This is a genomic window from Sporosarcina ureae (assembly GCF_002082015.1).
In the GTDB taxonomy this organism is placed as follows: Bacteria; Bacillota; Bacilli; order Bacillales_A; family Planococcaceae; genus Sporosarcina; species Sporosarcina ureae_A.
In genome coordinates, this window is the sequence record NZ_CP015109.1 from 3183888 (window position 1) to 3203138 (window position 19251).

Annotated in this window: 21 protein-coding genes and 1 pseudogene; 15 read left to right on the plus strand and 7 right to left on the minus strand. The window is 39.4% G+C overall.

Translation table 11 applies throughout. The features are described from left to right. Positions 1-36: 36 nt before the first annotated feature. Positions 37-261, plus strand: coding sequence for an RNA chaperone Hfq (gene hfq, locus SporoP17a_RS15415; RefSeq protein WP_083035503.1), 225 nt, complete (start codon positions 37-39; stop codon positions 259-261). Positions 262-355: 94 nt separating this feature from the next. Further along, positions 356-1615, plus strand: a complete 1260-nt coding sequence (locus SporoP17a_RS15420) for a methionine gamma-lyase family protein (RefSeq protein ID WP_083035504.1) — start codon at positions 356-358, stop codon at positions 1613-1615. 51 nt (positions 1616-1666) lie between these two features. On the opposite strand, the gene lexA is transcribed toward SporoP17a_RS15420, so the two are convergent. Next, positions 1667-2287 (minus strand): transcriptional repressor LexA, encoded by a 621-nt coding sequence (lexA, locus tag SporoP17a_RS15425; RefSeq protein WP_083035505.1) that lies wholly within the window; start codon positions 2285-2287, stop codon positions 1667-1669. A 195-nt stretch (positions 2288-2482) separates the two neighbouring features. Here lexA and yneA point away from each other — a divergent pair, with 195 nt between their 5' ends. The 6 genes from yneA (at position 2483) to SporoP17a_RS15455 (ending at position 6810) form a co-directional block, all read left to right on the plus strand. Continuing rightward, entirely contained in the window at positions 2483-2809 is a 327-nt protein-coding gene (gene yneA, locus SporoP17a_RS15430) for a cell division suppressor protein YneA (protein WP_083035506.1), read from the plus strand. Then, the gene (locus SporoP17a_RS15435) at positions 2806-3459 is read left to right on the plus strand and encodes a YneB family resolvase-like protein (RefSeq protein ID WP_083035507.1); all 654 of its coding nucleotides are present in this window, start codon (positions 2806-2808) and stop codon (positions 3457-3459) included. Before yneA ends, SporoP17a_RS15435 begins: the two co-directional genes overlap by 4 nt. Before the next feature lie 67 nt (positions 3460-3526). Next, positions 3527-3763: a DUF896 domain-containing protein gene (locus SporoP17a_RS15440; protein WP_083035508.1), complete on the plus strand. Its 237-nt coding sequence runs from the start codon at positions 3527-3529 to the stop codon at positions 3761-3763. Positions 3764-3871: 108 nt separating this feature from the next. After that, a complete protein-coding gene (tkt, locus tag SporoP17a_RS15445; protein WP_083035509.1) occupies positions 3872-5878 on the plus strand; it encodes a transketolase in 2007 nt (668 codons plus the stop codon). Positions 5879-6022: 144 nt separating this feature from the next. Next, on the plus strand, positions 6023-6463 hold the full coding sequence (gene sirA / locus SporoP17a_RS15450; RefSeq protein ID WP_083035510.1) for a sporulation inhibitor of replication protein SirA: 441 nt from the start codon (positions 6023-6025) through the stop codon (positions 6461-6463). Between the two features lie 110 nt (positions 6464-6573). Beyond that, a complete protein-coding gene (locus tag SporoP17a_RS15455; protein WP_083035511.1) occupies positions 6574-6810 on the plus strand; it encodes a YneF family protein in 237 nt (78 codons plus the stop codon). Positions 6811-6877: 67 nt separating this feature from the next. On the opposite strand, the gene SporoP17a_RS15460 is transcribed toward SporoP17a_RS15455, so the two are convergent. Together SporoP17a_RS15460 and SporoP17a_RS15465 are read right to left on the minus strand one after the other, a co-directional pair. Then, positions 6878-7801, minus strand: a complete 924-nt coding sequence (locus SporoP17a_RS15460; RefSeq protein ID WP_083035512.1) for an alpha/beta hydrolase — start codon at positions 7799-7801, stop codon at positions 6878-6880. A gap of 77 nt (positions 7802-7878) precedes the next feature. Further along, positions 7879-8532 carry a beta/alpha barrel domain-containing protein gene (locus tag SporoP17a_RS15465; RefSeq protein ID WP_335695492.1) on the minus strand — a complete coding sequence of 218 codons (654 nt, stop codon included), beginning with the start codon at positions 8530-8532 and terminating at the stop codon, positions 7879-7881. Between the two features lie 302 nt (positions 8533-8834). On the opposite strand from SporoP17a_RS15465, the gene SporoP17a_RS15470 reads away from it, so the two are divergent. The 3 genes from SporoP17a_RS15470 (at position 8835) to SporoP17a_RS15480 (ending at position 10482) form a co-directional block, all read left to right on the plus strand. Next, positions 8835-9092, plus strand: coding sequence for a YqkE family protein (locus SporoP17a_RS15470; RefSeq protein ID WP_083035513.1), 258 nt, complete (start codon positions 8835-8837; stop codon positions 9090-9092). An 82-nt stretch (positions 9093-9174) separates the two neighbouring features. Further along, complete coding sequence (locus SporoP17a_RS15475) at positions 9175-9600, plus strand: hypothetical protein (protein ID WP_083035514.1); 426 nt, start codon at positions 9175-9177, stop codon at positions 9598-9600. A gap of 30 nt (positions 9601-9630) precedes the next feature. Further along, entirely contained in the window at positions 9631-10482 is an 852-nt protein-coding gene (locus SporoP17a_RS15480) for an STAS domain-containing protein (RefSeq protein ID WP_083035515.1), read from the plus strand. Between the two features lie 41 nt (positions 10483-10523). On the opposite strand, the gene serC is transcribed toward SporoP17a_RS15480, so the two are convergent. Continuing rightward, positions 10524-11621: a 3-phosphoserine/phosphohydroxythreonine transaminase gene (serC, locus tag SporoP17a_RS15485; RefSeq protein WP_156890589.1), complete on the minus strand. Its 1098-nt coding sequence runs from the start codon at positions 11619-11621 to the stop codon at positions 10524-10526. 214 nt (positions 11622-11835) lie between these two features. Between serC and SporoP17a_RS15490 the strand changes: the two genes are divergently transcribed. Then, positions 11836-12675, plus strand: coding sequence for a KPN_02809 family neutral zinc metallopeptidase (locus SporoP17a_RS15490; RefSeq protein WP_083035517.1), 840 nt, complete (start codon positions 11836-11838; stop codon positions 12673-12675). A gap of 319 nt (positions 12676-12994) precedes the next feature. Here SporoP17a_RS15490 and SporoP17a_RS15495 read toward each other — a convergent pair. The 3 genes and pseudogenes from SporoP17a_RS15495 to SporoP17a_RS15505 all read right to left on the minus strand — a co-directional run. After that, positions 12995-13294 (minus strand): annotated as a pseudogene (locus tag SporoP17a_RS15495) (MFS transporter); the annotation flags it as partial. A 54-nt stretch (positions 13295-13348) separates the two neighbouring features. Continuing rightward, positions 13349-14167 carry a formate dehydrogenase accessory sulfurtransferase FdhD gene (gene fdhD / locus SporoP17a_RS15500; protein ID WP_083035518.1) on the minus strand — a complete coding sequence of 273 codons (819 nt, stop codon included), beginning with the start codon at positions 14165-14167 and terminating at the stop codon, positions 13349-13351. Positions 14168-14182: 15 nt separating this feature from the next. Beyond that, the gene (locus SporoP17a_RS15505) at positions 14183-14524 is read right to left on the minus strand and encodes a Na-translocating system protein MpsC family protein (RefSeq protein ID WP_083035519.1); all 342 of its coding nucleotides are present in this window, start codon (positions 14522-14524) and stop codon (positions 14183-14185) included. 261 nt (positions 14525-14785) lie between these two features. Between SporoP17a_RS15505 and fdhF the strand changes: the two genes are divergently transcribed. The 3 genes from fdhF to purU all read left to right on the plus strand — a co-directional run bounded on the left by fdhF (position 14786) and on the right by purU (position 19244). After that, positions 14786-17710, plus strand: coding sequence for a formate dehydrogenase subunit alpha (fdhF, locus tag SporoP17a_RS15510; protein WP_083035520.1), 2925 nt, complete (start codon positions 14786-14788; stop codon positions 17708-17710). Between the two features lie 18 nt (positions 17711-17728). After that, entirely contained in the window at positions 17729-18217 is a 489-nt protein-coding gene (locus SporoP17a_RS15515) for a helical membrane plugin domain-containing protein (RefSeq protein WP_083035521.1), read from the plus strand. Between the two features lie 118 nt (positions 18218-18335). After that, positions 18336-19244: a formyltetrahydrofolate deformylase gene (gene purU, locus SporoP17a_RS15520; protein WP_083035522.1), complete on the plus strand. Its 909-nt coding sequence runs from the start codon at positions 18336-18338 to the stop codon at positions 19242-19244. Positions 19245-19251 lie beyond the last annotated feature (7 nt).

The following is a 19251-nucleotide window of genomic DNA, read 5'->3' on the forward strand; positions in this document are numbered from 1 at the left end:
GGAATAACTAATTAACATAGACAAGGAGGCAATTGAATGGCACAGGGAAACATGCAAGATACGTTTTTGAATTCTTTACGTAAGAACAACACTTTTGTTACAATTTTTTTACTAAATGGTTTTCAGTTAAAAGGTCTTATCAAGTCGTATGATAATTATACGGTGTTGTTAGAAACAGACGGTAAACAACAGCTTATTTATAAGCATGCTATTTCTACGTATGCTCCTACAAAACCAGTTATTTTAAAAGATGAACAATAAACAGGCGCTTGCCTGTTTTTTTGTTGTCTTTCATTTGGTATATAGACTTCATCTGGTAAAATAGAATATGATCAAATGAAATGAGGTATTACATATGCAAATTACACCCATTAATGAAGAATTACTCACTACATCACAAAAAGCGGAAGAACTAATCGCTCCATATGTGAGGAAAGTAGAAGAAATTGCATTTTTTAACCAAAGAAAAGTCTTACAGGCATTCAAAAAAAATCAAGTAAGCGATTTTCATTTATCAGGTTCAACAGGTTATGGTTATGATGACAGTGGTCGTGATGTATTAGAGCAAGTGTATTCGGATGCATTCGGAGCGGAAGACTGCCTTGTAAGAAATCAAATTATTTCGGGCACGCATGCTATTACGATCAGCTTGTTTGGGATATTGCGACCAGGTGATGAACTTCTTTATATTACAGGTAAACCATACGATACGTTGGAGTCTATCATTTCTGGCAACGGTAAAGATACGGGTTCACTTGAAGATTTCCACATTTCCTATCAGCATATTGATTTGAAAGAAGACGGTTCTGTCGATTACGAGAAAGCAAAAAAGACAATTTCGGCGAAGACGAAAGTCGTAGCAATCCAACGTTCTAAGGGCTATTCTAGCAATCCATCATTCAGAATTCATGAAATTGAAGCGATTATTAAAGAAATCCGCAAAATAAAAGAAGATGTCGTAGTCTTTGTAGATAATTGCTATGGAGAATTCGTGGAAATGAAAGAGCCCGTAGAAGTTGGAGCAGACCTAATGGCGGGCTCACTCATAAAAAATCCAGGTGGTGGACTTGCCAGAACAGGTGGTTACATTGCAGGCAGGAAAGACTTGGTTGAGAAGTGTGCTTATCGCATGACTTCTCCAGGCCTGGGAGCTGAAGCAGGAGCTTCACTTGATACGTTACTTGAGATGTATCAAGGATTCTTCTTAGCACCACACACAGTCAGTCAGGCGGTTAAAGGCGCGTTATTCACATCGGCATTTTTCGGTAGCTTCGGTATGGATACGACACCGCATTACAGTGAGCTCCGAACGGATTTAATTCAATCAGTGAACTTTTTAAACGCTGAGCAAATGATAGCGTTCTGTCAGATGATCCAGCAAAACTCACCGGTTAACGCGCAATATGCCCCAGAGCCATCCTACATGCCTGGTTATGCAGATGACGTCATCATGGCCGCGGGTACGTTCATTCAAGGTTCCAGTATTGAATTGACAGCTGACGGCCCAATCAGACCGCCATACACAGCATATATTCAAGGCGGATTGACGTATGAGCATGTGAAATCTGCAGTACTAGATTCGATGGAACAATTGCTTGAAAAGAAGTTGGTATAAAGAAAAAGTGTATCGAAAACCTCTTGAGGTTTCTCGATACACTTTTTTTCATTAATGAATCATCCGGAATACACCGATTACTTTTCCTAAAATGGACACTTGATCTACAATGATCGGCTCCATAGAAGAGTTTTCTGGTTGGAGTCTAAAATAATCTTTTTCCTTAAAGAAACGTTTAACGGTTGATTCATCTTCTTCTGTCATAGCTACGACAATTTCACCATTGCTTGCAGAGTGCGTTTGTCTAACAATCACACGGTCTCCGTTTAGGATGCCGGCTTCAATCATGCTGTCTCCTACAATCTCCAACATAAAAATTTCATCCTCTGAAGAACCAAATGTATCCGGCAATGGGAAGTACTCCTCAATATTTTCAATCGTTGTAATGGGATTGCCTGCTGTAACTTTACCAATCAACGGAACATGCATAACGCCATTTTTTAATTCATCTAACCCTTCTGGATCCAAAACTTCGATAGCGCGAGGTTTTGTCGGATCCCTGCGTATAAAACCTTTACTCTCGAGCCGTGATAAGTGACCGTGAACCGTGGAACTTGATGCAAGTCCCACAGCTTCTCCAATTTCACGAACGGAAGGGGGATAACCTTTTAAACGCACTTCATCTTTTATGAAAGCAAGTATTTCTTCTTGTCTTTTTGATATTTTCTTCAACAAATTCACCTCTTCTACTAGTTTGCGAGCAATGGTATACTGAACCACTATTTTGAATATAGTATAACATGTGTTCGATTACTAATCAAACAAAGGTTCTAATTTTACTTGACATGGAATCATACGTTCTCTTATAATTAAGAACAAGCATTCCGAACATGTATTCTTAACGTACGAATTAGAGGAGGAGTTACAATGGAGTTTATAAAAGAATTTATCAAAAACAATTATTATTTCGCAGTATTAATAGCAGTTTGTGTATCTTTCGCTTGGGTTCAATTCGATAAGATTGCGGAGGAAGACCACTATATGGAAATCGTTATTAATGAAGGAGATACACTATGGCAGCTGGCTTCTAACTACTCAGAAGATATACCGACCACCCACTGGATCGAACAAGTGCGTTCATTAAACGAATTACCTACTGATCAAATCGTTTCAGGTGAATTACTACGTGTGCCTGTTAAAGTTAATAAACAAACAGATATCCGGGTAGCTGAAATTGGAGTGGGATCTAAATGACAGAAAAGAAATGTGTAATATACTGCCGTGTGAGTACAGAAAAAGAAACACAAGAACAATCTATTGTAAGACAGCAGGAAGAACTTGAAAAATTAGCTACTGAGCTATCTTATGAATGTGTGGGAGTCTATACTGATCGGCAAAGTGGATATGATATGGATCGTGAAGGTCTTCTATCCATGTTGGATCAAATCCAAAACGATACTGTGGATGCGGTATTCATTCAGGATGAAACGCGATTAGGACGTGGGAATGCTAGGGTTGCGATTTTGCATGTAATTGCTAAAAGTGAAGCGACTGTAATTACCAATCATTCAAATGGTACGATAGAACTGAATGAAATGGATTCAATGTTACTAGAAATTCTCGCAATCGTAGAAGAATATCAACGAAAACTACATAATGCAAAGATACGTAGAGGAATGAAGCGTGCTGTTGACAGAGGCTTTGATCCATCGAAAAACTTGCGAAATATTGACCAAGGGCCGGGACGTGAAAGACTAGAGCTTCCGATAGAAGAAATTGTCTCTCTTCGTAACAAAGGTCTCACATACGAAGAAATTGCAACCGTATTAAATGGGTTAGGTCATTCGGTTAGCAAAGCAACAGTTCATAGAAGATATAAAGAGTTTATCGCACAGGAACACTAATAGGTTGCACTTTTCCTTCAGGTTGTTTACATTTTATTAAACGACTAACTTATGGAGGTTTTTAAAGATGCTACCGGAAAAGAAAATAAAACGTATTAATGAATTGGCGAATAAAAAGAAAACAACAGGATTATCGATTGAGGAAGCAAAAGAACAGACACATCTAAGAAAGGAATACTTGGAAACATTCCGTTCAAGTATGCGTGAAACCATTGAATCAGTCAAAGTAGTAGATCCAGAAGGTAATGATGTAACACCTGAAAAAGTCAAACAGGCAAGAGAGAACCAAAAGCCGTTAAATTGATGATAGGTAAAGGATTAACATTGTAATTAACTCTGGAATTGACTACACTAGAGAAGGAATACGTACTATAAAACACTCATAAGAGGCAGGATGGAAAGGATGTACAGCATGACCGAAAAAATCGATCAACTGGCAATAACGACAATCCGAACATTATCAATCGATGCGATTGAAAAAGCGAATTCTGGTCACCCGGGATTACCGATGGGTGCAGCACCGATGGCTTACACATTATGGACGCAACATTTACATCATAACCCATCAAACCCTCAATGGTTCAATCGTGACCGGTTCGTACTTTCAGCAGGACACGGCTCGATGTTACTCTACAGCTTGCTGCATCTAAGCGGCTACGGCTTGACAATTGAGGACATAAAGAATTTCAGACAATGGGATTCAAAAACCCCTGGACATCCAGAGTATGGACATACAGTAGGAGTTGAAGCGACGACAGGGCCGCTTGGACAAGGAATTGGTATGGCTGTAGGCATGGCAATGGCTGAAAAACATCTAGCCGCAACATATAACAAACCTGGTTTTGATATTGTCGATCACTACACTTATGCACTATGCGGAGACGGAGATTTGATGGAAGGTGTAGCGGCAGAGGCAATCTCTATGGCGGGTCACCTTCAATTAAATAAACTGATTGTGCTATATGATAGTAACGACATCTCTTTAGATGGCGATTTGGATATGTCATTCTCAGAAAATATTAGAAAGCGTTTTGAATCATATGGCTGGAACTATGCACGTGTAGAAGACGGCAATGATACAAAATCCGTTTCTGATGCAATTGAAAAAGCAAAAGGTAATACAGGCGGGCCGACAATCATTGAAGTGAAAACTGTGATCGGCTATGGTTCACCAAACAAGTCTGGTAAAGCAGATGCACACGGTGCACCATTAGGTGAAGATGAAATGGCTCTTACGAAAGAGTATTATAAGTGGACATTCGAAGAGGACTTCTATGTACCTGAAGAAGTCTATGACCGCTTTAATTCAGCGACTGATCAATTGGGTGTTCAATCAGAGCAACAATGGAATGAATTATTCGCAAGCTATGAAAATGAACATAAAGAATTGGCAGCACAGTTTAAACAAGCAATTGCAAATGAACTTCCAGGCGATTTAAAAGAACAAATGCCAGTTTATGAAGCAGGTGCTTCTGTTGCGACTCGTTCAGCATCTGGAGAATCAATCAATGCCCTTGCAAAAGCAATACCTGCTTTATTCGGTGGTAGTGCGGATCTTGCCGGTTCAAATAAGACGACGATTAAAAACGCGGAAGATTTTTCTGCCGAAAACTATTCGGGTCGTAATATCTGGTTTGGTGTGCGTGAATTCGCGATGGGTACTGCTCTTAACGGCATGACGCTTCACGGTGGAGTGAAAGTATTTGGCGGAACATTTTTCGTGTTTAGCGACTATGTACGTCCTGCTATCCGTCTGTCAGCATTAATGGGCTTGCCTGTAACATATGTCTTTACACATGATAGTGTGGCGGTTGGAGAAGATGGACCTACTCATGAACCTGTTGAACAATTGGCTTCATTACGTGCAATGCCTGGATTATCTATCATCCGTCCAGCAGATGGAAACGAAACATCTGCAGCATGGCATATAGCTGCCACTTCGAAAGACACGCCGACAGTCCTAGTGCTGTCTAGACAAAACCTTGAAGTATTACCGACATCACAAGAACTTGCGATGGAATATGTACCAAAAGGTGCGTATGTCGTATCACCTGCTACTAAAGAACAAGCGGACGGTTTACTGCTTGCAAGCGGTTCAGAGGTAAGTCTTGCGGTTGAAGCCCAGAAAGCACTTAAAGAACAGGATATTGACGTCAGTGTTGTTTCTATGCCTTCATGGGATTTGTTTGAGAAGCAGGATCAAGCATATAAAGATTCAGTACTTCCAAAGAACATCAAAAAGAGAGTAGCAATCGAGATGGGAGCTTCCCTCGGCTGGCATAAATACACAGGCGATGAAGGAACTGTCATGGCAATCGATACATTCGGTGCGAGTGCGCCTGGCGACTTAGTCATTGAAAAGTATGGTTTTACTGTAGACAATGTTGTAAAAGAAATGACAAATCTATTAAATAATTAATTATACGTAATACACGGCTCTTACTATGTCAGAGCCGTGTATTTTTTTGCGCAGCTTTACGACAATAATAGTGATGAAGTTTTCCGCAAACTGACACGATTTACTTAAGACAAGTTCTATGATAGATAGTAGGAGGTGTTCGTTATGAGGAAGTATGAAATATTTAAGATTAAGTCAGCGTATCAATCCTTCATAATGGGGCGTGAACGTTTATTATTTGAGCTACTAACAGTAGGCCCTTCTACGAATTATCAAGAAATTGAATATTTATGTGATCAGTTGAATCAGAGGGAACTGGATAGCATCATTCAGAATACCCTAGGGAAAAATTTTGATGAACTGGATTCATATCATAATGAATATCGATTAACACACTTAATCAAGGGAGAGGTCTTCATTAAAATGGGTACACACAGTATAGAAGTGTACTGTCAAGGTTCACGAATGTTGGACTTAGATTTATTTGTAGCATTATCATCTTCTACAGATCGTTTTTTTGCAGTCATGAATGAACAGGAAGAATGCGGGTGGCTCAAACCACTTAAACACTCTGAGCGCATGATTCTAGAAAATACGATGATGTAAAAACTTCCGCACAATTTGCGTACAGTCATTGCTATTCACTGCCGCTATGTTGTATAATCCTTCTTGGTAGTATGTAATCGAACTATTTTTATGAGGGAGGTTTGGCAGTAATGACTTTATGGATAGCAATTTTATTGATCGTCGTCGCTTTGATCGGCGGAGTAGCACTCGGCTTTTTCATAGCACGTAAATATATGATGAATTATTTGAAGGAAAATCCGCCAATTAATGAGCAAATGTTACGTATGATGATGATGCAAATGGGACAGAAACCTTCTCAAAAGAAAATTAATCAAATGATGGCTCAGATGAACAAGGTTCAAGATAAGCCTGCTAAAAAAAAATAAGTAAAACTCCGTGAACAGCAAATTTGCTAACACGGAGCTTTTTTAGTTTTTGCTGTATAATAGTATTTTAGTATAAACGGAATCGATTTAAAAATTTCTGAACTGTTTGTAAGTATTCATCGGGATTATCATTGTACGATTTGGCATGTGCCCCTTTGGCGAACAGCTTCATCATTTTATCGCCTTCTTTTAATTCGTATAACTCTTCCGTCATTCGCGGCAAGATGAAGGTATCTTCCATGCTGTGTATAAATAATACGGGCTTATCGATGAAATTCATCACTTCGCGAGGAGAAACAGCTGCAGAAGTATAGCCATCACGAATCTTCAAAAATAAATTGGCGATTCGCAAGCTCATGGAAGTTTTAAACGGCATCTCTGTGCGAATGATATGCAATAGTTGCTCTGAGAAATCTGAAAATGGACAATCAGATATATAGAAATCTGCTTCATCTTCGTACGTACCTGCATATAACAGCGTAGTGGCTGCTCCCATGGATTCCCCATGAATGCCAATCAATGCACGCTTCCCGACGCGTTTCCGAACAGCTGTCACGACTTCTTTTAAATCCATTTTTTCATAAAAACCAAAACTTGTTGTTTTTCCACCTGAATCACCATGCCGCCGATGGTCAAAAATAACGGAATTAAATCCTAAACGTTCAAAAAGACGGGCATATTTGATAGAATTTACTTTGTTTTCCGTTACGCCATGACAGATAACCACCGTTCTCGTTGTATCTAAAGGCCGCAAGAAAATCGCGCGTAAGTTATAGCCATTAGGTGATGGAATCCAAATATTATCTTTTCTTACGGTTTCAAACCATTGATGATCGAAGCGTTTAGCAATCATCTCGCGCTGCAAAATAAACTCCGAATCTTTTATTTTTAAATACATCATTCGATTTGTGACAAGAATTCCGAAAATGGTTAGAAACGCTGTAATAATACTTGATACTATGCCAATAATATACATTACTCTACGTTTCATCAAAATCCCCCTTCCTATTTCTTTTTATATAACTTATACATGGCGGTTTCAACAGGACGTGACAAATAATGTGCGACCTATTCTACTGAAGCACATATGTTATCCATAACAACCCCTGTATCTATCTCGACAGATGGCAATAGATATAACACGTCTTCCGTTGCGACATTCCCTGTAGCGTCGGGTACAAAAGGACAACCGACAAGTCCGCCTAGAGGAACGAATCGGTCAACATCCGCTTGTAAAGAGGCGTAAATATTAGTTAATCCTAATTTATAGGGATCATGGAAATATACTGTAATCAAATTATCTGGGAACTGAATTTTTAGTTTTTTAAGTAGAGTAAAATTTGCTAGTGGATTTGCTATACCCTCAGTATCTGCCACACTTAATTCATCTACACCTATCTCGACAAACTTTTCGCAAAGGGCCAGAGTTTGCTCAGGCAAAATAAATCCTTCATACGGACAGTGAAATGCTGTAGAGATACAGGCTCTGACAAAATGATGATTTAATTTGAGGTGATTAACAATCGGTCGTAGCATCTCCACGCTCTCTGCAGTAGAGCGATTGATAGTATGTTGATTCAAGGTATTCCTTACACCTACAAAGACTGCTACACTATTTACGTCAGTTTTTAGGGCATTCTCAACCCCACGTGCATTCGGCGTGAGAACAAGTTGCCTGCCTTGTTTGCGTATCTGGTCTATAATCTTTTTGGAATTAGACATTTACGGAACCCACTTACGTGATACAAGAGAATTCACTTCCATTTCCTGTATACTTGCTTGCTGTAAAGAATGTATAAAAGCTAATTTTTGATCAGTAAAAATACTACTTTTTCATTTTGTAAACCATCAAGCGGTCCAACCTCGATTAACGTCACGTTTTTTGGTAAACTATACATACGCATCTCTCCCTCAATCTATTGTACGTAATATAAGCGAATAAGAGCAATGTAAAACCCTTGGCAATTAATTGGATAAAAACAATAGAATGCAACTCTTTTATCAAATAGAAAGTAGTGATTATTATGGCGAAAAAACATCGAAAAGCACCAAGTAACCAAAAGAACAGTACGGTAGAAGATTCAGCAACTTCACTTTCAGATCTAATGAGCGATGATATGTTAGCTAAATTAAAAGGAATGAAGCAGGAAATGAAAGCGGAAGAAGACATGAAATTGGAACAAGAAAAAGAAAAACGTATTCAAGAGCGCAAAGAACGTGAAAAAAATAAAAGCTTTGAAGAATTACTAGAGGAATATGGATATGATGGAACAAAGTATTAAGAAAATTATATAAATAGGCGTGGGATTGGATATACTAGTAAAATAGGTGCTATAAAAAACCTTTTACAAAGGAGAGGGATCAATGAAGTTTTTGTATATTACATATCGTAATAAACTGGATATTCAATTAGGACTTACTTCCGAACATCTTTTGAAACGTGTTCATTCAGCACCTATTGAGCATCCAATAGTTTATTGGGTGCAAAGGAATTTAGAAACAGTTGAAAAACTCGATCCTGTTATATATTATGACGTACCTAAAGAAAAGGTAGAGACTCTTTATAATACTTTATTAGATGTGCATGCGGAAAAATCCAAGAACTCTCCAAGACCTTGGAAGTATTTGCCGATCCCAACAGGAGAGCAGTATGTTTTCCCGATAGCGCAATATGAAAAAGAATATGGAATCACATATTATGAATCAATTTATAAATACATAACCGTTCTCGGGGTCATATTAAATATCTTTGACTTTAAGGCTAATCAATTACTTATATACATTCAATGAGAACGAAGAACATATCCAGGAGGATGTAAAATGAAACAGATTGATGTTAAGCTTTATGAGTATTTACTAGAAAAACTTCCTGAAATTACTACTTCTTGGCTAGCGATGAGAAAAGTGGAAAAAAACTCAATTTATTCGCTTAGTGCTCATCCGGAAATGGAAGAAACACTTCGGGAACAAAATAAATTAACGAATTTAACAGTCATTAGCAGTCTACTTGATGATCCGGAGATATTTGAGAAAAATAAAATGAAATGGGCAGCCGTTGTCGCACTCAGCAGAGTAAACAGCAATACCCCCATAGAAGAAGTAATAAAGGCTTTGAGTAAGCTTCGTATAACTTACTGGCACCTCATTGAGAAGTTTCAGCTAGTGAATGCAGATGAGATTAAACTTGAAGATTATATGCGGTGGAGTGAAACGCTTAATAATGCTTTCGATCAGATTTATATTGACTTTGCAGAAACCTATAATGAATATATCAATAGCAAGTTCGATACTCAACAAAGTTTGATTAATGAATTGAGCACACCGGTCATCAAAATTACCGATAAAATTGGAGTAGTACCGCTAATTGGAGAAATGGATGAACTACGGGCACGTGTTATGTTGGAAAATATTCCTGAAAAATGTTTAGAGGCTGACATTGAACATTTATTCATTGATTTATCGGGAGTAACCGTAATTGATACACTGGTAGCCCAACAAATTTTCCAAGTGACAAAAGTGTTATCTTTATTAGGAACGAATTGTACAATAACGGGGATCTTACCGGCTATTGCTCAAGCCTCGACAGAGCTTGGTTTAGATTTTACGAATATCCAAACATTTAGTTCCTTGCAATTAGCATTATCGAAAGAATTTTTAATCATAGAACAGTAAAAGCCAAGTCACTTTATAAAGTGACTTGGTTTTTTTAAGGCTTATTTATGTTTTTCTTGGAAGTCGAGCATGAATTTCTGCAAGGCCTGACATGCTTCAACTGGTACTGCGTTATAAGCAGATGCACGACATCCGCCTACGGAACGATGGCCGTTCAGACCGACGAATCCAGCCTCTTTGGCTTCTTGCAAGAATTGTTTTTCTAAGTCTTCATCCGCTACACGGAACGTGATGTTCATAGATGAACGACTGTCTTTTTCAGCATGTCCTGTATAGAAGCCATTGCTGTTGTCTATCACGTCATAGATCAAGTTCGCTTTTTCTTCATTGCGCTTTGCGATCTTTTCCAAGCCGCCTTGTTGTTGCATCCAATCCAGAACTTCACCCAACATATAAATGCCGAAAGATGGTGGTGTGTTATATAAAGAGTTACTTGACGAATGTGTACTATACTTCAAAATAGCTGGAATTCCGCTATTCGCATGATCCAACAAGTCTTTGCGAATAATCGCAACTGTAACCCCTGAAGGACCTAAGTTTTTTTGTGCACCAGCGTAGATCATACCGAACTTACTGACATCAACTGGTCTTGACAGAATATCACTTGACATATCTGCGATCAACGGAACATTTCCTGTAGAAGGGAAATCATGGAATTGTGTGCCGAAAATGGTATTATTCGACGTAATATGCACGTATGCATCCGTATCTTCAAATGTCATTTCTTCAGAAGATGGGACGCGATTATAATTCATATTTTTTGTAGAAGCTGCTTCGTATACTTCACCGATAGTTTTTGCTTCTTTAAGTGCCTTGTCTGACCATGAGCCTGACATGATATAGCTCGCTTTTTTACCTTCGGCTAAAAAGTTCATTGGTACCATCGCAAATTGTAAACTGGCACCACCTTGCAGGAATAGAACTTCATAGTTTTCAGGTATTGCGAATAACGAACGCAAACGTTCAATTGCTTGATTATGTACTTGTTCATAAGTAGCACTGCGGTGACTCATTTCCATAATAGACATTCCTGATTCTTTGAAATCCACTAGTTCAGCTTGTGCTTTTTCTAGAACTTCGCGTGGAAGAGCGGATGGACCCGCGTTAAAATTATAGACAGATTTTTGATTACTCAACAAACTCACTCCTTCATTAGTTTACAACTCTAAAGTAAAGTATATATGAAAAATCATACATGGGGAATAGCTATCTGCCAATTCACAATAAATTACTCAAATTGGTAAGACATTCGTCTTGTTTGTTTCGTTAAGAAAGTGGGTAAATTGTAATCAAGTACTATCTATATAATTATGTAAAGTATAGCTCACATAAAGCCGAAACGAGGGAGATCATGTGAAAACAGATGGACGCAGAAAAAGTTCAAATGTAGAAGATCGAAGAGGGAAGGGAGGCGGAGGTGCGATCGCATTAGGCGGTGGTGGTCTTGGAATTGTCGGTATTATATTATTTCTTATTTTAGGCGGAAATCCAACTGATTTATTAGATAATAGCTCAGCAGTACCCGATCAGCCGTATGTGGAAACTGAACAAGACAAAGAATTGGCAGACTTTGTTTCGGTTGTTCTTGCGGATACAGAAGATATTTGGTCTGAGTTATTTGCTCAACAAGGAATTCAGTATGAGAACCCAACACTAGTTCTTTATTCAGGACAAGTGGATACAGCCTGTGGATACGGAAGTGCAGCTGCAGGACCGTTTTATTGTCCGGGTGACCAAAAATTATATATTGACTTAGCATTTTATAATGAGTTACAGAGTACATTTAAAGCGCCTGGCGATTTTGCAATGGCCTATGTAGTAGCGCACGAAGTAGGGCATCACGTGCAAACGCTACTTGGTATTTCAGATCAAGTTATGCCACTTCGTCAAAAGATGAGTGAAGAGGAATTTAACAAATATTTAGTGAGATTCGAGTTACAGGCAGATTACTTTGCGGGTGTATGGGCTCATCATGCAAAAGGTCGCGGGTACTTGGAGCAAGGAGATTTACAGGAAGCGATTACTGCCGCAGGTGCAGTTGGTGACGACACCATTCAAAAACGTGCAAGAGGGTATGTTGTTCCAGAGAGTTTCACACACGGTACAGCAAAGCAACGAATTTACTGGTTCGAACATGGTTTTGAATTAGGAACGATTGACGGTGGTGACACATTTAATCAAACGGAAAAATAAAAATCGCGAAGAGGTTGGGACAGAACAGAAAAAACGTAAGGGGAATAGTGAGTCCTTTACGCTTTTTTCTGTTCTTATCAGTAAATATTTTTTTAGAGTAACAGAGTGTGCCGGAACGGAGAAAGGCCGACTCCTGAGGGATCAGCGTGCGTCTTGAGACCCTGGACAGGTGCCTTAATTTCTGCAAAGTACACAGAAATACGGCAAAGCGAACCCTACGTTGTTCGCTTGGCTCAAGGCACGCCCCTCGGAAAGCGTACCTTTCGGAGTGCAGGGTAACGGGGTGAGATAGTTATATCCCAGCCTCTTCGCGATTTTTTTACTTCGTTGCGGCTATAGCAGGTTCAGCTGGAATTAAACCCTCTTGTTGTTCATTGCGTAGTCTTTTAATATCCACTCGTATGAGTAACGAAATCACTAAAGCGACTACGAATAAGCCAGCGAAGAACAATAAGCTGCTTTCGTAACTACCTGTCGTATCTTTCATCCATGCCGTCAAAATATAACCGTGGATCGCTCCAAGTTGTTTCGTTCCAAAAATATCACCGATATACGCTGGTATAGAAGAGAAACCTCCTCCGTAGCACGTATAGATCACAGCTAGAATGACTTGGAATATAACCTAGGATTAAGGAGTATAATAATGACGTTTCACAAAATTGTCAATATTATTTTATTCAGTAGTCGAAAAACAATTAATAGCATCCATGACAATTCTTTCAGGATGTGTGTAGACGTTAAAAGAATCTCCACGAATGAATCCGACAGTCGTTATTCCCAAATCGTCCGCTAAGCTCAAAGCTAATTCAGTAGGTGCAGATTTGGATAACACAATTTCACAACCAATTTTAGCGACCTTAAGTAAAATTTCAGAGGAGATTCGTCCACTAAATACAATGATTTTATCTCGAACGGAAATATTGTTCTTCAAACAATGACCATAAATTTTATCTAATGCATTATGACGACCGATATCCATCCGAGATACTAGCAATTGATTAGGCGCACATAATGCAGCATTATGAACGCCACCAGTATGTCGGAACATTTCCGCCTGTTCTTCCATTTGGTTCATCAAGGAAAATATTTGTACAGGCGTTAGTTGAACAGAAATGCTGTCCATCTTTTTCGCTGTCAATGCGTCGTTGGCAAAGATAAATCCTTGTCTGCTCATGCCGCAACAAGAAGTGATATACCGTTTATTTTGCAATTGTTCAAAGAAGGGATAGACTTTGTCTGTATCAATGTAAATAAAGCCATTGTCCAGATCAAGTCGAATGTCTTTGATTTGTTCCCACTTCGGCACTATTCCTTCTGAAGCCAAGAATCCTACAGTCATATCCTCGATATATTCTGGAGTACATACAATCGTTGCAAATTCTTTGTTGTTTAGTTTAATGGTGATTGCATATTCAACGGCGACCGGATCTTCTTTTTCAAAGACATTTCCATCTTGAAATCGAATAATGGATCGTTGTTGTTGCTGTTCCATAATTCTTCCTCCCTTTTAGTCAATCGGTCGATCGAATAAAAATACTGAAACTGCAATATCATCATCAATTTTAAAATCGCTGAATAAATGCAGGAACTTTGCGTCGACTAATCGCTCTAATTCTTCTGGCGGCTTTTGTGCATAGACTGCCTGAATCATGCTTGTTCGTGCACGGTGGACCATCTTTTTCCCTTCTGGCGTTCCCGCTATAAACTTCTCTGTCGGAGTTAAATTACCGTAGAGTGTAGAAACTACCATATTATCAATAAATATTGTATGAATTCTTTCGGGACCTTTGCCAAATAAGTCTTTTCGTAATTTACGGATGATATCATTAAACTCGTGAATTTTCTTCATAGGACACTTCCTTATCGTTTTTACAGAATAATCTAACTATTTGAGAATAGCCATTGTATTATACGCTTTATTACTTTATACTAAATACATAATAGATGGAAATCTAGTATGTGATTGCTAGAGGTTCATCAACCTACTTGTAATAGTAAGTATGGATTGGTTCTTTAGCAAGTCCTGTTAAGAAACTATTCCACCATAAAAAAACACCGTTATGACGGTTTTTTTATGGTGGATTTTTTATTTGAGAAGGAGGGCGCCTGTATGTCAATTTCAATCAATGATAAGATTTACAACTTCGAACCAGGGTCAACACTTATTCAAATCATCAATGCAAATAAGATGGAGCACCCACAAATATGTTATTTACCAGAAGTCGACCCGATTCAGACATGTGATACGTGCATTGTCGAAGTGAATGGTAAATTAACACGTGCTTGTTCTACACAAGCAGTTGACGGTATGGATGTTAAGTTAGCGTCCCCGCGTGCAAAAGAAGCACAAACGGAAGCAATGGATCGGATTTTAGAAAATCATTTATTATATTGTACCGTTTGCGATAATAATAATGGAAACTGTAAAGTACATAATACCGTGGCACTTATGGAAGTGGAAGAACAAAAATATCCATACGAGCCGAAATGTTCTAAAGATGCGGTGGATTTCACTCATCCATTCTATCGGTATGATCCGAATCAATGTATCGCTTGCGGTCAGTGTGTGGAAGTTTGTCAGAACTTACAAGTAAACGAGACACTATCAATCGATTGGGAACGTGATCGGCCGATTGTTCTATGGGATGGCGGGGCGAAGATTAATGATTCTTCTTGCGTAGGTTGTGGCCATTGTATTACGGTTTGTCCATGTAATGCTTTGATGGAAAAATCGATGCTTGGTGAAGCTGGATTTATGACGAAGATGAGTGACGAGCTGATGGAGCCCATGGTTGATTTGATCAAGGATGTAGAGCCGGGTTACAGCAGTATCATGGCAGTTTCCGATGTGGAATCCGCGATGAGAGAATCTACAATCAATAAAACAAAAACTGTCTGCACATTTTGTGGTGTAGGCTGTTCATTCGAAGTCTGGACGAAAGATCGTACGATATTAAAAATTCAACCGGTTTCCGAAGCGCCAGTCAACCAGATTTCTACTTGTGTCAAAGGGAAATTTGGTTGGGATTTTGTGAATAGTGAAGAACGCATCACTACTCCTCTTATCCGTAAAGGTGACGACTTTGTTGAAGCTTCATGGGAAGAAGCGTTGGATGTAGTGGCGAAAAACTTAGGTCAAATTCGTGATGAACATGGTAAAGACGGAGTTGGCGTTATCTCTTCATCAAAAATTACGAATGAAGAGAACTATGTCATTCAAAAATTTGCTCGACAAGTGTTCGGAACAAATAACGTAGATAACTGTTCCCGTTACTGCCAGTCACCTGCGACAGACGGATTATTCCGTACGGTAGGGATGGGTGGCGACGCTGGAACGATTAAAGATATTGCTGAAGCAGGCTTGGTCATCATCGTAGGTGCAAATCCTGCAGAAGGTCATCCTGTTCTTGCGACACGTGTAAAGCGCGCGCATAAGCTACACGGTCAAAAGTTAATTGTAGCCGATCTCAGAAAACATGAAATGGCTGAACGCGCAGATATCTTTATGACACCTCAACAAGGAACGGACCAAGTATGGCTAATGGCAGTGACGAAATACTTAATTGACCAAGGTTGGCATGATCAGCAGTTCATTGAAGAAAATGTTCTTCATTTTGATGACTTTAATGAAGTATTGAAGCGCTATACACTCGAATATGCAGAAGAAGTAACAGGTGTTTCCAAAGAAGTATTGATTCAAACAGCTGAAATGATTCGTGATGCAGATGGTACATGTATCTTATGGGGAATGGGTGTCACGCAAAATACAGGCGGTTCTGATACTTCAGCGGCAATCTCCAATTTATTGCTAGCGTCAGGAAATTACCGTCGTCCTGGCGCAGGTGCGTATCCTTTGCGCGGACATAACAACGTACAAGGTGCCTGTGATATGGGAAGCTTGCCTGGCTGGTTACCTGGTTATCAGCATATTACAGATGATGCAGCACGAGAAAAATTTGAACGGGCTTACGGTGTAGAGATTGAAGGTAAGCCGGGTCTTGACAATATTCAAATGCTTCACTCCATTGATGAAGGTGTGATGAAGGGGATGTACATTGTAGGAGAAGATATGGCACTGGTGGATTCCAATGCAAACTATGTCCATGATGTACTGTCGAAGCTTGATTTCCTAGTTGTACAAGATATCTTCTTCTCACGTACAGCACAATATGCGGACGTCATTTTACCTGCAGTCCCTTCACTCGAAAAAGACGGTACATTCACAAATACGGAACGCCGTGTACAACGACTGTATAAAGCGTTGCCGAATAAAGGTGACTCTCGTCAAGATTGGTGGATCATCCAAGAAGTTGCAAATCGCTTAGGCGCTAACTGGAATTACACGCACCCAAGTGACATTTTCGCTGAAATGACAAGCTTGAGCCCGATGTTTAGGGAAGCTTCTTACGAATTGTTGGAAGGTTGGGGTAGTTTCCTTTGGGGAAGTCTAGAAGGGAAGAATACGCCACTTCTTTATACTGATGGCTTTAATTTCCCCGATAAGAAAGCACGCTTTGCATTATCGGATTGGATTGAACCAGTAAAATTCGCTGATGAATTTGATCTTCACATCAATAACGGCCGTATGCTTGAACATTTCCATGAAGGAAATATGACGAATAAATCTGAAGGGATCCAAGAGAAAGTTCCCAATATATTTGTAGAGGTTTCTCCTGAATTAGCAAAAGAACGTGGTGTGGTCACAGGTACTTATGTAAGACTGATTTCTCCATACGGAGCAGTGAAACTTCCTGCACTTGTCACAGATAGAGTACGGAAAAATGAATTATTTTTACCAATGAATTCCGTTGATAAGCAATCTGCAATCAACTTCCTAACAGGACCTGCTACTGATGAACGGACGAATACGCCCGCGTACAAGCAGACGAAGGTTCGTATGGAAGTGCTTGAGAAGCAGGGAGATAATCCACTACCTAAGAGCAACCACCGTGATAAGAAACGCCATCCTCAAAATGGTGTAGAAGTAGAACGGAAATGGAATCGACCAGGATATGTCCAATTAACAGATCAATAATTAGTGAGGTGAATATCAATGGCGGCCCCTATAACTTCAATTAAAAGAACTGAACGATCAGAACTGGAAATACAGCAAGAAAAGTTGGCTGAATTACAGAAACAAATTGCTGAACAAGAAGCTTCTTTACAAAAAATCATGGAAATTACAGGTGAATTGCATAAGATTGGCGCGTTAGACGCATTACAAGCAATGCTTCATTCAAAAGAGAAGATTACGGGCATAGCGTTAGGTCAAGTATCGAGAGAACCTATGACAAACCTGCTCAATAATGTGATGGCAGGAGCGGGAATTCTAACTGCTCTAGATCCGGCTACTATTCAGCAACTTTCAAAAAGTGTACAAAAAGGATTATCTGAAGCGGAGCAAGGGAATGAAGAAGGTCAGAAAACAGGCCTTCTCCAGTTGATGAAATCCATTAATGATCCTGATATCAATCGTGCGTTAACATTCGGTATGAACTTCCTAAAAGGGATGGGCAAAGGTTTAGAAAAACCTACGGAGTAAGATTTTTGCGAAAAACATCACTTTGCTTCATAATGTATTAGAAGAGTTCATACGTTCCCTAGCCTCTCTGGCTGGGGGACGTATTCATTACGTAACATTATTTGTAGGAGATGAAAACATGTCGGCCCAAAATAAAATCGCATCACATTTAGAAGAACAATCTACAGCACAGAAAAACATCGGAAGACTGCTTGTGAAATGCTCGGATCAACCGGGAATCGTATCGGCAGTCTCCACGTTTTTGCTGAAATACGAAGCAAATATCGTAGAGTCTAGCCAATATTCAACTGATCCAGAAGGTGGCATGTTCTATCTACGCATCGCTTTCCATTTAGACAATCTATTGGAGAGAAAAGAGGAATTGGAAGAGAATTTTAATGATATTGCGAAGCGATATGATATGGACTATCATTTTTCATACGCAATAGAATTAAAACGTACAGCAATCTTCGTTTCAAAAGAACCGTATTGCTTAATGGAATTACTATGGGAGTGGCAGAATGGCGATTTAAATACTGACATCGTTGTGGTGATCAGTAACCATGAAGACGCGCGCGGAATGGTCGAAGCACTTGGTATTCCTTTCTATTACATTCCAGCGAACAAAGATATTCGCCAAGACGTGGAGAGACAGCAAGTGAAGTTAATGGAAGAATACGATGTGGATGTACTCGTGTTAGCACGTTATATGCAAATACTGACTCCTGAATTTGTTAGTCACTTCCCGAATCAAATTATTAATATTCATCATTCATTCTTACCGGCCTTCATCGGTGCGCGTCCTTACGAAAGAGCTTTTGGACGCGGTGTAAAACTGATTGGTGCAACGTCACACTATGTAACGAATGATTTGGATGAAGGTCCGATCATTGAACAGGACATCGAGCGCGTGGATCACCGTGACGATATTGTTCAATTGAAGAAGATTGGTCGTACTATCGAACGACGTGTTCTTGCACGTGCAGTGAAGTGGCATCTTGAAGATCGAGTGATTGTAGAGAATAATAAAACGATTGTCTTCCAATAAAAGACAC